Source organism: Pseudomonas sp. NFX5 (assembly GCF_049132125.1).
Taxonomy (GTDB): Bacteria; Pseudomonadota; Gammaproteobacteria; order Pseudomonadales; family Pseudomonadaceae; genus Aquipseudomonas; species Aquipseudomonas marginalis.
In genome coordinates, this window is sequence record NZ_JAFMZG010000006.1 from 195,368 (window position 1) to 208,199 (window position 12,832).

General features: G+C 60.5%; 12 protein-coding genes. 7 read left to right on the plus strand and 5 right to left on the minus strand.

Going from position 1 to position 12,832, the window contains the following annotated elements:
- Nucleotides 1–5: 5 nt before the first annotated feature.
- Together J1N02_RS02340 and J1N02_RS02345 are read right to left on the minus strand one after the other, a co-directional pair.
- Nucleotides 6–458, minus strand: coding sequence for a hypothetical protein (locus J1N02_RS02340; RefSeq protein WP_421147113.1), 453 nt, complete (start codon nt 456–458; stop codon nt 6–8).
- Entirely contained in the window at nt 436–774 is a 339-nt protein-coding gene (locus J1N02_RS02345; protein ID WP_421147119.1) for a polymorphic toxin type 44 domain-containing protein, read from the minus strand. Before J1N02_RS02345 ends, J1N02_RS02340 begins: the two co-directional genes overlap by 23 nt.
- A gap of 415 nt (nt 775–1,189) precedes the next feature.
- Between J1N02_RS02345 and J1N02_RS02350 the strand changes: the two genes are divergently transcribed.
- Complete coding sequence (locus tag J1N02_RS02350) at nt 1,190–1,648, plus strand: REP-associated tyrosine transposase (protein ID WP_115488540.1); 459 nt, start codon at nt 1,190–1,192, stop codon at nt 1,646–1,648.
- 121 nt (nt 1,649–1,769) lie between these two features.
- Here the strand turns inward: J1N02_RS02350 and J1N02_RS02355 are convergent, their stop codons facing one another.
- Together J1N02_RS02355 and J1N02_RS02360 are read right to left on the minus strand one after the other, a co-directional pair.
- The gene (locus tag J1N02_RS02355) at nt 1,770–3,053 is read right to left on the minus strand and encodes a Zn-dependent hydrolase (protein ID WP_065940161.1); all 1,284 of its coding nucleotides are present in this window, start codon (nt 3,051–3,053) and stop codon (nt 1,770–1,772) included.
- A gap of 25 nt (nt 3,054–3,078) precedes the next feature.
- On the minus strand, nt 3,079–4,560 hold the full coding sequence (locus tag J1N02_RS02360) for an NCS1 family nucleobase:cation symporter-1 (protein ID WP_421147114.1): 1,482 nt from the start codon (nt 4,558–4,560) through the stop codon (nt 3,079–3,081).
- 591 nt (nt 4,561–5,151) lie between these two features.
- Here J1N02_RS02360 and hydA point away from each other — a divergent pair.
- The 3 genes from hydA to preA all read left to right on the plus strand — a co-directional run bounded on the left by hydA (nt 5,152) and on the right by preA (nt 9,326).
- Entirely contained in the window at nt 5,152–6,591 is a 1,440-nt protein-coding gene (gene hydA / locus J1N02_RS02365) for a dihydropyrimidinase (protein ID WP_027606230.1), read from the plus strand.
- 93 nt (nt 6,592–6,684) lie between these two features.
- Nucleotides 6,685–8,052, plus strand: a complete 1,368-nt coding sequence (locus J1N02_RS02370) for an NAD(P)-dependent oxidoreductase (RefSeq protein WP_421147115.1) — start codon at nt 6,685–6,687, stop codon at nt 8,050–8,052.
- Nucleotides 8,052–9,326 (plus strand): NAD-dependent dihydropyrimidine dehydrogenase subunit PreA, encoded by a 1,275-nt coding sequence (gene preA / locus J1N02_RS02375; RefSeq protein WP_065927011.1) that lies wholly within the window; start codon nt 8,052–8,054, stop codon nt 9,324–9,326. The genes J1N02_RS02370 and preA overlap by 1 nt, the downstream gene beginning before the upstream one ends.
- A gap of 95 nt (nt 9,327–9,421) precedes the next feature.
- Here preA and J1N02_RS02380 read toward each other — a convergent pair whose 3' ends face one another.
- A complete protein-coding gene (locus J1N02_RS02380) occupies nt 9,422–10,042 on the minus strand; it encodes a TetR/AcrR family transcriptional regulator (RefSeq protein WP_027606227.1) in 621 nt (206 codons plus the stop codon).
- Between the two features lie 115 nt (nt 10,043–10,157).
- On the opposite strand from J1N02_RS02380, the gene copC reads away from it, so the two are divergent.
- From copC to J1N02_RS02395, 3 genes are all read left to right on the plus strand, one after another.
- Entirely contained in the window at nt 10,158–10,523 is a 366-nt protein-coding gene (gene copC, locus J1N02_RS02385; RefSeq protein ID WP_098479131.1) for a copper homeostasis periplasmic binding protein CopC, read from the plus strand.
- A gap of 3 nt (nt 10,524–10,526) precedes the next feature.
- Nucleotides 10,527–11,384: a copper homeostasis membrane protein CopD gene (copD, locus tag J1N02_RS02390; protein WP_421147116.1), complete on the plus strand. Its 858-nt coding sequence runs from the start codon at nt 10,527–10,529 to the stop codon at nt 11,382–11,384.
- Nucleotides 11,385–11,575: 191 nt separating this feature from the next.
- Nucleotides 11,576–12,826, plus strand: coding sequence for an OprD family porin (locus tag J1N02_RS02395; RefSeq protein WP_027606224.1), 1,251 nt, complete (start codon nt 11,576–11,578; stop codon nt 12,824–12,826).
- The last annotated feature ends 6 nt before the right edge of the window (nt 12,827–12,832 follow it).

The following is a 12,832-nucleotide window of genomic DNA, read 5'->3' on the forward strand; positions in this document are numbered from 1 at the left end:
ATATTTCAGCCCTCAGGCCGACTATTAAGAAAAACACTCACCACTGTGTAATCACTACCATTGGCATGCCGATACAAGGTACTGCTGTGATAGTCGGATACATCCCCCGACACCGAAACCGTAATCGAACGGCTCTCGACATCAACTTTTACCGCCCCGTCACGCGTAACCAGAAACGGATTGGCATCTCTCAATACAGCCAATATTTCACTATCGGTTCCCAAGGTGCGGTAAACGTAATATCGGTAACTGAACGGCACAGTGGCCCCTCCGCGATCATCCTTGACGCCATAGATCGAAGCGTCATCACTGATCGGCACGCGGAGTACAACCTCCGTCAATTGCGGACGGCCCGGCGAAAGCAGCCAATCACCAGCGATATACACCAAGCAAAGCGCCAGCAAGATCGTTGTGACCGTTGAATAAAGCGACTTTCTAGTAGTTCCTGAACCTGGCATACCTGATTCCTTTCTTGATCCAATATTGGTCGACTGGATCGTCACCGAAAGGCGCATCCCCCCACCAACGACCAAACTCGGGTTTATCCGTACCCGCCCTGGTTTGAGCAAGTCCCGCTGCACGTAAAAGCACTTCTTCGCTGAAACCCGCGGCAATCCCCACGGCGCCATAGTGAAAGTTTCCAAACGCTTCATATTCTTTGGAAATTTGCTTGTAGTCCCACGGGCCGCGATTGCGGACCTGAATATAAAACCAAGAGTACATAAACGCTGAACCGGCTTTCAGTACATTCTTTTTATGAAAAGCGGTGGCCATATTTTCGTCAACCGATACACCAGGCGGTGGGTATAGGGTTCGCCATTGCATGCTTCCTCTGCATTAGGTTTTTGCGCGGCAGAACCTAACACCGGATAGCCAAGATGATGAGCGAGGAGAAGAGCAAAAGAGGATTCGTACGAAGGAATAAGACATGCCTTACACCACAGCCTCAAAGCAAGATACTTCCAAGTGCAATGAGGTTGCGGCAGCGTCAGTTCTGGCCTCATCGGGGGCAAGCCCCCTCCCACACTGATCCTGCGTCAGACACATAATGTATAAGCACTGCGGACCCCATGTGGGAGGGGGCTTGCCCCCGATAGCGTCCTCCCAGACACATCCTGCCAAAAGCCTGCCCATCAACCGCCTGCTCGCCAATCTAGCCTCTCTAAGCACATCTAGAGAGGGCCAAGGAATGGCAGATTTACCCGCTTCACACCGCCTGCGCATCGGTCGATTCAGCGAACCCGACCGTATCTACCTCATCACCACCAACACCCACGAACGCATACCGATATTCAGCAATTTCCATCTCGGTCGCCTGGTGGTCTGGCAATTTCGGTTAGCCCAGTACCAAGGGCTGGCCAATTCCCTGGCATGGGTCATCATGCCGGACCATTTCCATTGGTTGCTTGAGCTGAAAAAAGGCTCGCTGGCGGACTTGATGTGCCAGGTGAAGTCAAAAAGCACCAGGACCGTCAATGGCGTGAGTGGTCGCAAGGGCCGGCTCTGGCAAGAGAGCTTTCATGACCGGGCTCTGCGCAAGGAAGATGACTTGGTGAAAATGGCCCGGTATGTGGTGGCTAATCCATTGAGAGCGGGTCTGGTCGAGCGGATTGGCGACTACCCACTGTGGGATGCCATCTGGGTTTAACGTCAAGCACAGTTCAAATGTGGGAGGGGCTTGCTCCCGATTGCGGTAGGTCAGTCAGCTTATCTGTAACTGATACACCGCTATCGGGAGCAAGCCCCCTCCCACATTTTTTACCCGCATTTCAGGCGGCGAGTTTGCCGCTGGCGATGGCTGCCGATGCAGCCACCATGGCCCGCAACAACACCGCACACCCCGCCGCCAGGTCATCCGGGGCGGCGTTCTCGATTTCGTTGTGGCTGATGCCCCCTTCACACGGCACAAAGATCATCCCCGCCGGCCCCAACTCGGCGACGAAAATCGCGTCGTGCCCTGCCCCGCTGACGATGTCCATGTTCGACAAGCCCAGCCCATTGGCCGCATCGCGCACGGCGTCCACACAGCCTTTGTCGAAGTACAGCGGCGGGAAGTCAGCCGTGGGTTCCATTTCAAAACTCAGCCCATGCCTGGCACAGGTCTCGTCGATTACCTGGCGCACCTGGGCAATCATCGAATCCAACCGTGCCGGTTCCAAGTGCCGGAAGTCCAGGGTCATGCGCACCTCGCCAGGAATGACGTTGCGTGAACCGGGATACGCCTGCAGGCAACCGACGGTCCCGCACGCATGGGGCTGGTGCCCCAAGGCCGCCGCATTGACCGCCGCCACCACCGCCGCCGCGCCTACCAGGGCGTCCTTGCGCAGGTGCATCGGCGTCGGCCCCGCATGGGCCTCGACACCGCGCAGTTTCAGGTCGAACCACTTCTGCCCGAGGGCGCCGAGCACCACGCCGATGGTCTTTTTCTCATCCTCCAGAATCGGCCCTTGTTCGATATGCGCCTCGAAATACGCACCGACCTTGTGCCCACTCTCAGGACGGGTTCCCGCGTAGCCGATCGCATTCAGCGCATCACCCACGCTGACCCCGTCCGCATCGACCTTGGCCAGGGTATCCGCCAGGGTGAATTTCCTGGCAAAGACACCCGAGCCCATCATGCACGGCGGGAAGCGCGAGCCTTCCTCGTTGGTCCACACCACCACTTCCAAGGGCGCCTCGGTTTCGATCTTGAGGTCATTGAGCGTACGCAGCACCTCCACTCCCGCCAGCACGCCAAAGCAGCCATCGAACTTGCCACCTGTGGGCTGGGTATCGATATGGCTGCCGGTCATCACCGGCGGCAGGTCGGGATTACGCCCAGGGCGGCGCGCGAAGATATTGCCGATGCCGTCGACGGTCACGGTGCAACCGGCGTCTTCGCACCACTGCACAAACAGGTCGCGGGCCTTGCGGTCGAGGTCGGTGAGGGCCAGGCGGCACACGCCGCCCTTGGGGGTGGCGCCGAGTTTGGCCAGGTCCATCAGCGACTGCCACAAGCGGTCGCGGTTGATGTGCTGGTGGGTCGATTGCAGAACGTCAAGGGCAGCGTTCATGGGGATCTCCTCAGGCGTGTATTTCTTATGAATTGACAACCACCGGGCTGGCTCCACGCCCGGCATTCAGGCCGTAATACAACAACCCGCCCAACGCCGAACCGGTAAACCAGCCGTAGCTGTAGAACCAGCTGAACGCATCACTGCCCAGGGACAGCAAGGTCAGCACCACCGGCACACCGAAGGCGATAAAACCGCTCCAGTTCCACGCCGGGTACACGTCGTCGCGGTACAGGCCGGCCAGGTCCAGTTGTTGTTTGCGGGTGATGAAGTAGTCCACCACCATGATCCCGGCAATCGGCCCCAACAGGCTCGAATAGCCCAGCAACCAGTTGGAATACACGGTTTCCAGGCTCACATCCGAGACGATCAGGCCGAGTTTTTTCAGCAGTTCGTGGCCCATCAACGCCAAGCCCACCAACCCGGTGAGGATCACCGCCGTGGTGCGGTTGATCAGCTTGGGCGCGATGTTCTGGAAGTCGTTGGTGGGCGAGACGATATTCGCGGCGGTGTTGGTGGACAACGTGGCGACGATGATCAGCGCCATGGCCACGGCCACCCACACCGGGCTCTGGATATGGCCGATCAGGGTCACTGGGTCGGATACGCTGACGCCCACCAGTTTCACCGAGGCGGCGGTCATGATCACGCCGAGGGCGGCGAACAGGAACATGGTCAGCGGCAGGCCGAAAATCTGCCCGAGGATCTGGTCCTTCTGGCTTTTGGCGTAGCGGCTGAAGTCGGGAATATTCAGCGACAAGGTGGCCCAGAACCCCACCATCGCGGTAAGGCCGGCCATGAAGTAACCGGTCAGGCTCGCGCCTTCGGGCCGCTTGGGCGGGATTGCCATCAACTCGCTGATCGACACGTTGGGCATCGCCCATACCAGCAGGCCGATGCCCACCGCCACCAGCAACGGCGCCGAGAGGGTTTCCAGACGCTTGATCGACTCGGCACCGCGCAGCACCACCCACAGATTCAGGCACCAGAAAATCATGAAGCCGATCACTTCACCAGTGCCGCCGAGGGACTTCCATCCCTCGAAAATCGAGCCCAGGAACAGATGGATCGCCAGCCCGCCGAACATGGTCTGGATCCCGAACCAGCCGCAGGCCACCAATGCCCGAATCAAACACGGCACGTTGGAACCGAGGATGCCGAAGGACGAACGCAGCAACACCGGAAACGGAATGCCGTACTTGGTGCCGGGGAAAGCGTTGAGGGTCAGCGGGATCAGCACCACGATATTGGCCAGCAAGATCGCCATCAGCGCCTCACCCACCGACAGCCCGAAATACGCGGTGAGCACACCGCCCAGGGTGTAGGTGGGCACGCAGATCGACATGCCGACCCACAGCGCGGTGATGTGCCACTTGTTCCAGGTGCGTTCGTGCACCTTGGTCGGTGCCATGTCGTGGTTGTAGCGGGGGCTGTCGAGGACGTCGGGACCGGCGTCGAGTTCGTACAGGCCGTTGCGCTCAATGACTTGCGATCTGTTCTGTTGCATGGCCGCTCCACGGTTTTTTCGAATTATTGTTGCTCACCCCGCGCTGAATGCAGGGTGGCCGGAGTACCTCGTAAACAACATGACATCACGGGCCCGGCCAGCCATCACTGCACTCAATAACCGTGCCGACAACTGCCCTTGAACCCGCACCGCTTATATAACTGGCTGATGTTAATCAGCTTTCCGATTGTGCCTAAGGTACTTGCCGCGTGACTCAGGCTAAATAACGCGCAAGTTATCCGAACTGTCAGGACTCAATCTGGTGCACCACAATTATTTTTATTTACCGACCTCGTCAAGAGGCATCTCTCAAGCGTCTGATTTGCAATAAGAAATGTTGCTCATATTGAGAACCTGTCAAGTGCGTCAAAATGGTGAGAGGCCGCTGCATTTTGGTGATTTTGTATTTTTTACCTTATAAATCAACAATTTAAATTCAATATAAGCTTATAAAAAATCTTCTTGCCCAATCGAAAAACTCGGGCTAGTTTCTATTCCTGTCACCGATGACAGGAATTAACCGACCATCGGCGCGTAGCCATACAACACTTAGAACTGGCACAAGCCGGTCAAGCCTGTGAGGAACTCGACATGTCGCTGTTGATCCGTGGCGCCACCGTTATTACCCATGATGAAAGTTACCGCGCCGATGTTTTATGCGCAGGCGGTCTGATTCGCGCCATTGGCACGGACCTGGATATCCCCGCCGGCACTGAACAACTCGACGGCAGCGGCCAATATTTGATGCCCGGCGGCATCGACCCCCATACCCATATGCAACTGCCCTTCATGGGCACGGTGGCCAGTGAAGATTTTTTCAGCGGCACGGCGGCGGGTCTGGCCGGAGGCACCACGTCGATTATCGACTTCGTGATTCCCAACCCGCAGCAATCGTTGATGGAAGCGTTCCATCAGTGGCGGGGCTGGGCGGAAAAATCCGCGGCCGACTACGGCTTCCACGTGGCGATCACCTGGTGGAGCGAGCAGGTGCGCGAGGAAATGGCCGAGCTGGTCAGCCACCACGGCATCAACAGCTTCAAGCATTTCATGGCCTACAAGAACGCGATCATGGCGGCCGACGACACCCTGGTGGCCAGCTTCGAACGCTGCCTGGAACTCGGCGCCGTACCCACCGTGCATGCGGAAAACGGCGAGCTGGTGTACCACCTGCAACGCAAGCTGATGGCCCAGGGCATCACCGGGCCGGAAGCGCACCCGCTGTCGCGCCCGTCCCAGGTGGAAGGCGAAGCGGCCAGCCGCGCTATCCGTATCGCCGAGACCATCGGCACGCCGCTGTACCTGGTGCACGTGTCCACCCGGGAAGCGCTGGATGAAATCACCTACGCCCGGGGCAAGGGCCAGGCGGTCTACGGCGAAGTGCTCGCCGGCCACCTGCTGCTGGACGACAGCGTCTACCAGCACCCCGACTGGCAAACCGCCGCCGGCTATGTGATGAGCCCGCCGTTCCGCCCGCGCGGGCATCAGGAAGCGCTGTGGCATGGCCTGCAATCCGGCAACCTGCACACCACCGCCACCGACCACTGCTGCTTCTGCGCCGAGCAAAAAGCCGTCGGGCGTGACGACTTCAGCAAGATCCCCAACGGCACCGCCGGTATCGAAGACCGCATGGCGCTGCTGTGGCACGAAGGGGTCAACAGCGGACGCCTGTCGATGCAGGAATTCGTCGCGCTGACCTCCACCAACACCGCGAAGATCTTCAACCTCTACCCGCGCAAAGGCGCGATCCGCGTGGGTGCGGATGCCGACCTGGTGCTGTGGGATCCCGAAGGCACGCGGACCATTTCCGCCAAGACTCACCATCAGAAGGTGGACTTCAACATCTTCGAAGGCAAGACCGTGCGCGGCGTGCCGAGCCACACCATCAGCCAGGGCAAGCTGGTCTGGGCCGATGGCGACCTGCGCGCCGAGCGTGGCGCCGGGCGCTATGTGGAACGGCCGGCATATCCGTCGGTGTTCGAGCAGTTGAGCAAGCGGGCGGAGCATTCCAGGCCGGTTGCTGTGAAACGCTGAGACCGCTATCGGGGGCTTGCCCCCGATGAGGCCCGAACAGGCAACAAAAATGCCCACTTAGAGGCAATCCAAAAAAACCGTGAGGCCCACACCGTGATCCAGACCCTGACCCACCTCCCCCATCCCCATGAAGACGGCGCCACCCTCGCCAGCCATTTCACCGACCTGGCGCCGCCGCTCAACGCGCGCCAGGCCCAACTGGAAGCCTCGCGCTGCCTGTATTGCTACGACGCCCCTTGCGTGAACGCATGCCCCAGCGAAATCGACATCCCGTCGTTCATCCGCAATATCCACACCGACAACGTCCAGGGCGCAGCGCAGAAAATCCTCTCGGCCAACATCCTTGGCGGCAGCTGCGCGCGAGTTTGCCCGACGGAGATCCTCTGCCAGCAAGCCTGCGTGCGTAACAACGCCGAAGAATGCGCGCCGGTGCTGATCGGTCTGTTGCAACGCTACGCCATCGATAACGCCCACTTCAGCGAACACCCGTTCCAGCGTGCCGCCCCCACCGGCAAACGCGTCGCCGTGGTCGGCGCAGGTCCCGCAGGGCTGGCCTGCGCCCATCGCGCCGCTGTGCACGGGCACGACGTGGTGATCTTCGAAGCGCAGGAAAAGGCCGGTGGCCTGAATGAATACGGAATCGCCAAGTACAAGCTGGTCGACGACTTCGCCCAGAAGGAACTGGATTTCCTCCTGCAGATCGGCGGCATCGAAATCCGCCACGGCCAGCGCCTGGGCGACAACCTCACCCTGAGCGAACTGCACCAGCAATTCGATTCGGTGTTCCTTGGCCTGGGCCTGGCGGCCAGCAAGCAACTCGGCTTACCCCATGAGGACGCACCCGGCCTGCTCGCCGCCACCGACTATATCCGCGAACTGCGCCAGGCCGATGACCTGAGCCAACTGCCCCTGGCCGACCGCTGCATCGTGCTCGGCGCCGGCAATACCGCCATCGACATGGCTGTGCAAATGGCCCGGCTCGGTGCCCGTGATGTGAACCTCGTCTACCGCCGTGGCCTGGCCGACATGGGCGCCACCCACCATGAGCAGGACATCGCCAAGGCCAATCAGGTGCGCCTGCTGACCTGGGCCCAACCCGAAGCAGTCCTGCTCGACGACCAGGGCCACGTACGCGGCATGCGCTTCGCCCGCACCCGCCTGGAAAACGGCCGCCTGCAATCCACCGGAGAAACCTTCGAACTGGCCGCCGATGCCATCTTCAAGGCCATCGGCCAGGGCTTCGACAACGACGCCTTGCACGATCCCCTGGCGCAACAGCTGCACCGCGTCGGCGAGCGTATCTTCGTCGACGAACAGCTGCGCACCAGCGTCCCTGGGGTCTACGCCGGTGGTGACTGCGTCAGCCTCGGCCAGGACCTCACCGTGCAGGCGGTGCAACACGGCAAGCTGGCCGCCGAAGCCATGCACGCCCAACTCATGCTCAATGTGGAGGCTGCGTAATGGCCGATCTCTCGATTGTGTTTGCCGGTATCAAGGCCCCCAACCCGTTCTGGCTGGCCTCCGCGCCGCCCACCGACAAAGCCTACAACGTGGTCCGCGCATTTGAAGCGGGCTGGGGCGGCGTGGTGTGGAAGACCCTGGGTGAAGACCCGGCGGCGGTCAATGTGTCATCGCGCTACTCGGCGCACTACGGCGCCAACCGTGAAGTGCTGGGCATCAACAATATCGAACTGATCACCGACCGCTCCCTGGAGATCAACCTGCGGGAAATCACCCAGGTCAAAAAGGACTGGCCCGACCGCGCGCTGATCGTGTCGCTGATGGTGCCCTGCGTAGAGGAGTCCTGGAAAAACATCCTGCCCCTGGTGGAAGCCACCGGCTGCGACGGTATCGAGCTGAACTTCGGCTGCCCCCACGGCATGCCCGAACGCGGCATGGGCGCGGCGGTGGGCCAGGTGCCGGAATACGTGGAACAGGTGACGCGCTGGTGCAAGACCTATTGCTCGCTGCCGGTGATCGTCAAGCTCACGCCGAATATCACCGACATCCGCGTGGCGGCGCGGGCGGCGTATCGCGGCGGTGCGGACGCGGTGTCGCTGATCAACACCATCAACTCCATCACCAGCGTGGACCTGGAACGCATGGTCGCCCTGCCGATGGTCGGCACCCAGAGCACCCACGGCGGTTACTGCGGCTCGGCGGTCAAGCCGATTGCCCTGAACATGGTTGCCGAAATCGCCCGTGACCCGCAGACCCAAGGCCTGCCGATCTGCGGGATCGGCGGCATCGGCAACTGGCGCGACGCCGCGGAATTCGTCGCCCTCGGTTGCGGCGCGGTGCAGGTGTGCACGGCGGCGATGCTGCATGGTTTTCGCATCGTGGAAGAGATGAAGGATGGGCTGTCGCGGTGGATGGACAGCCAGGGCTACACCAGCCTGCAAGAATTTTCCGGGCGTGCGGTGGGCAACACCACGGACTGGAAGTACCTGGACATCAACTACCAGGTGATCGCCAGGATCGACCAGGCGGCGTGCATTGGCTGTGGGCGTTGCCATATTGCCTGTGAGGACACCTCGCACCAGGCCATCGCCAGTCTGAAACAGGCGGACGGCACGCATAAATACGAAGTGATCGATGACGAGTGCGTGGGCTGCAACCTGTGCCAGATCACCTGCCCGGTGGCGGATTGCATCGAGATGGTACCGATCGACACGGGCAAGCCGTTTTTGAATTGGACGCAGGATCCGAGGAATCCGTACCGGGAAGCGGTTTAGGCCTGCAGGCCGCTATCGGGGGCCCCCTCCCACACCACACATCAAATGTGGGAGGGGGCTTGCCCCCGATGAGGCCCTAAGCCCCACCACAGTACTCAAGGCTCCAACCCAATCCCACGCAAAATCACACTGGTCACCGTCTGGATCGCCTTCTCGAACTGCATATCCGACAACGGCTGGTGATCATTCAAAATCTTCACCTGGTGATCAAAGTCGGCGTAGTGCTGGGTCGACGCCCAGATCATGTACAGCAGGCTCGACGGCTCCACCGGCAGGATGCGCTTGTCTTCCACCCACTGGCGAATTTTCGCTTCCTTCATCTTGGCCCAGTCGTACAGGCTTTCATCCAACGCCTCACCGAGTGTCGGCGCGCCGTGGATGATCTCGTTGGCCCAGACCTTGGAGCCATAGGGCCGCGTGCGCGAGCGCTGCATCTTGGCGCGGATATAGCTGCTGAGCACCACCCGGGGGTCATCGAAGGTTTCGAAGCTGAGGGCGTCCTGCTTCCACACTTCCAGCAGGTCGAACAGCACCGCGCTGTACAGCTCGCTCTTGGTGGTGAAGTAGTAATGCAGGTTGGAGCGCGGCAGTTGCACTTCTTCGGCGATATCGGCCATGGCGGTGCTGCCGTAGCCCTTTTCGGCGAAGATCTTCTCCGCCGCCAGCAGGATTTTCTCGACGTTGACCCGGCGAATTCCGCTCTTGTGATTGCCCATAAGGGCTCCCTGACAAAGACATGCCCCAAAGACTACCACCGCTCTAGATCGGGGCGACAGGCGCAGTCGAAACTTCGTACACTGCCCGCTCCTAACCATTGATGGGTATTGCACAATGTTGATCAAGAAAACCCTGACCACTGTCGCCCTGCTCGCCTCCCTGCTGGGTGCCTCCGCAGCATTTGCCCATGCTCATCTCAAAAGCGCCACGCCTGCGGCGGACAGCAGCGTCACCGCGCCCCAAGACCTGCGCCTGACCTTCAGCGAAGGCGTCGAAGCCACCTTCACCAAGGTGTCCCTGAGCAAGGACGGCATCGAAATCGCCATCAAAGGCCTGGAAACCCCGGACGCCGACAAGAAAACCCTGGTGGTGACACCGGCCGCCCCACTTGCGGCGGGCACCTACAAGGTGGTGTGGAATGCGGTGTCGGTCGACACCCACAAAAGCAACGGTGAATACAGCTTCAAGGTCGGCCAATAACCCATGGCAACGCTGCTGGTGCTGTGCCGGTTCGTGCATTTCATCGTCGTGCTGTTGATGTTCGGGGCCTGTGTATTCAGGCCCTGGCTCCTCGGCGCTGAACCGCAGCCGGTGCTGGACCGGCAATTGCTGCGCATCACCCGTGGGCTGGCATGGACGGCCCTCGCGTCGGGGCTGATCTGGCTGGGGTTGATTACCGCCAGCATGGCCGGTTCATGGCCGGCGGCACTGGAACTGTCGACCGTGCAGTTGGTGCTGGGCAAGACCTTTTTTGGCCAGGTGTGGACCTGGCACCTGATCGTCAATGGCTTGCTGGTCATCGCCCTGATAACCCCGTGGAAAACCCCGCGCCTGCCATTGCTCACACTGCTGCTGATGACCCTCGCCCCGGTCGGCCATGGCGCCATGCTCGACGGGCTGAGCGGGCAGTTGTTGATCCTCAATCAGGTGGTGCACCTGATATGCGTCGGCGCATGGCTGGGTGGGTTACTGCTGCTGGTATTGATCCTCAGGCAGTCACACCGTGTTGAGCTGGCGCCTGTCCTGCGTCGTTTCAGCGGCGTGGGTTATGGCCTGGTCAGCGGCCTGCTGGTGACCGGCCTGATCAATGTGCGCGTACTTACCGGGCAGCTGTGGCCCACGCCGTTGTTCAGTGGTTTTGCCCTGATTCTGTTGATCAAGGTGATGCTGGTGCTGGGCATGTTGGCCCTGGCATTGTTGAACCGGTTGCGCCTGGATAGCGGCGAACAGCGGTTGGGCAGCTTGAAGGCCAGCGTGATGCTGGAATGGCTGCTCGGTGTTTGTGCTGTCGCGGCCGTTTCACTCCTTGGCACTTTGCCGCCGATGGTCCTGGCGGGCTGAATGTGGAAGGGGCAAGTCGAATCGTCGCACCGCCCCTCCCACATTGACCCTGTGCGCTCTGGATCAACCCTCACCTAGTCATCGTATAACTTCTGCTTGACACCCCACGAAAACCCCGCAAATATCCGCCCTAATGTTGTACGACGACGTATAACAAATAATAAAAACAACAAATGAAAGGGAGCGTCACTGTGAGTCCATTCGCCCGCAATTCGTCCGCGCGTCTCAGTGTTATCGGCCTGTTTACCCTGCCCCTCCTCGCCCATGCCGACGGTTTCGTCGATGATGCCAAGGCCACGCTCAACCTGCGCAACGCCTACTTCAACCGCAACTTCACCAACCCGAGCAACCCCCAGGGCAAGGCCGAAGAGTGGACGCAGAGTTTTATTCTCGACGCCAAGTCCGGCTTCACCCAGGGCACCGTGGGGTTCGGCATCGATGTGCTGGGGCTGTATTCCCAGAAGCTCGATGGCGGCAAAGGCACCGGCGGTACCCAGTTGCTGCCGATCCACGATGACGGCCGCCCCGCCGACAACTTCGGGCGCCTGGGCGTGGCGCTGAAAACCAGGCTGTCGAAGACCGAATTGAAGGTCGGCGAGTGGATGCCGGTGCTGCCGATCCTGCGCTCCGACGATGGCCGCTCGCTGCCCCAGACCTTTCGCGGCGGCCAGGTGACGTCCAGCGAAATCGCCGGCCTGACCCTCTACGGCGGCCAGTTTCGCGGCAACAGCCCGCGCAACGACGCGAGCATGGAAGACATGTTCATGAACGGCAAAGCCGCGTTCACCTCCGATCGCTTCAACTTCGGCGGCGGCGAATACACCTTCAACGACAAGCGCACCCAGGTCGGCGTGTGGTACGCCGAGCTGGCCGATATCTACCAGCAGCAGTACTTCAACCTGACCCACAGCCAGCCCGTGGGCGACTGGACCCTGGGGGCCAACCTCGGTTTCTTCAACGGCAAGGAAGACGGCAGCGCCCTGGCCGGCGACCTCGACAACAAGACCGTGTTCGCCCTGCTCTCGGCCAAATACGGCGGCAACACCTTCTATGTGGGCCTGCAAAAACTCACCGGCGACAGCGTGTGGATGCGCGTCAACGGCACCAGTGGCGGCACCCTGGCCAACGACAGCTACAACGCCAGCTACGACAACGCCAAGGAAAAATCCTGGCAGGTGCGGCATGACTTCAACTTCGTGGTACTCGGCGTGCCGGGACTGACCCTGATGAACCGCTATATCAGCGGCAGTAACGTACATACCGGGGCGATCACCGATGGCAAGGAATGGGGGCGCGAATCGGAACTGGCCTACACCGTGCAGAGCGGTGCGTTGAAGAACCTCAACGTTAAGTGGCGGAATTCCACCATGCGTCGGGATTTCAGCACCAACGAGTTCGACGAAAACCGGATCTTTATCAGCTATCCAATCTCCCTGCTGTAGAACCTA

Bases quoted from the DNA above. Each gene is read 5' to 3' on its own strand.
- J1N02_RS02350 (WP_115488540.1), top strand. From the start codon at position 1,190: ATGGCAGATTTACCCGCTTCACACCGCCTGCGCATCGGTCGATTCAGC.
- J1N02_RS02345 (WP_421147119.1), bottom strand. From the start codon at position 774: ATGGCCACCGCTTTTCATAAAAAGAATGTACTGAAAGCCGGTTCAGCG.
- preA (WP_065927011.1), top strand. From the start codon at position 8,052: ATGGCCGATCTCTCGATTGTGTTTGCCGGTATCAAGGCCCCCAACCCG.
- J1N02_RS02380 (WP_027606227.1), bottom strand. From the start codon at position 10,042: ATGGGCAATCACAAGAGCGGAATTCGCCGGGTCAACGTCGAGAAAATC.
- J1N02_RS02340 (WP_421147113.1), bottom strand. From the start codon at position 458: ATGCCAGGTTCAGGAACTACTAGAAAGTCGCTTTATTCAACGGTCACA.
- J1N02_RS02355 (WP_065940161.1), bottom strand. From the start codon at position 3,053: ATGAACGCTGCCCTTGACGTTCTGCAATCGACCCACCAGCACATCAAC.
- copD (WP_421147116.1), top strand. From the start codon at position 10,527: ATGGCAACGCTGCTGGTGCTGTGCCGGTTCGTGCATTTCATCGTCGTG.
- hydA (WP_027606230.1), top strand. From the start codon at position 5,152: ATGTCGCTGTTGATCCGTGGCGCCACCGTTATTACCCATGATGAAAGT.
- copC (WP_098479131.1), top strand. From the start codon at position 10,158: ATGTTGATCAAGAAAACCCTGACCACTGTCGCCCTGCTCGCCTCCCTG.
- J1N02_RS02360 (WP_421147114.1), bottom strand. From the start codon at position 4,560: ATGCAACAGAACAGATCGCAAGTCATTGAGCGCAACGGCCTGTACGAA.